This is a genomic window from Neokomagataea anthophila (genome assembly GCF_018122595.1).
GTDB lineage: Bacteria > Pseudomonadota > Alphaproteobacteria > Acetobacterales > Acetobacteraceae > Gluconobacter > Gluconobacter anthophilus.
In genome coordinates, this window is record NZ_JAGRQH010000228.1 from 1 (window position 1) to 219 (window position 219).

At 50.7% G+C, this 219-nt stretch carries 1 pseudogene; it reads left to right on the forward strand.

Features of this window, described 5'->3' with window-relative positions:
- Nucleotides 1–219: pseudogene (gene nadE, locus KB213_RS12550) on the forward strand (NAD(+) synthase); the annotation flags it as partial.

Consider the following 219-nt stretch of genomic DNA (forward strand, 5'->3'; position numbering starts at 1 on the left):
GCTAGAGCGCATGCGGGTTGGACAGTTCGGATTTGTTGGTGAGCGATTCAGTGTTGTGGAGTTTGCTCTAGAACCTTCACTAGACGATTTTTGCCTTTTACGAACGGTGGAGCGTTTTCCGTTTGTCCCGGATTCGTTTCTGACATTGGCGCGTGATTGTTATGACGCATGGACGATACAGGTCAGTGCTTTGCGGCGACGTTTGGAAGCGAGTCGTTC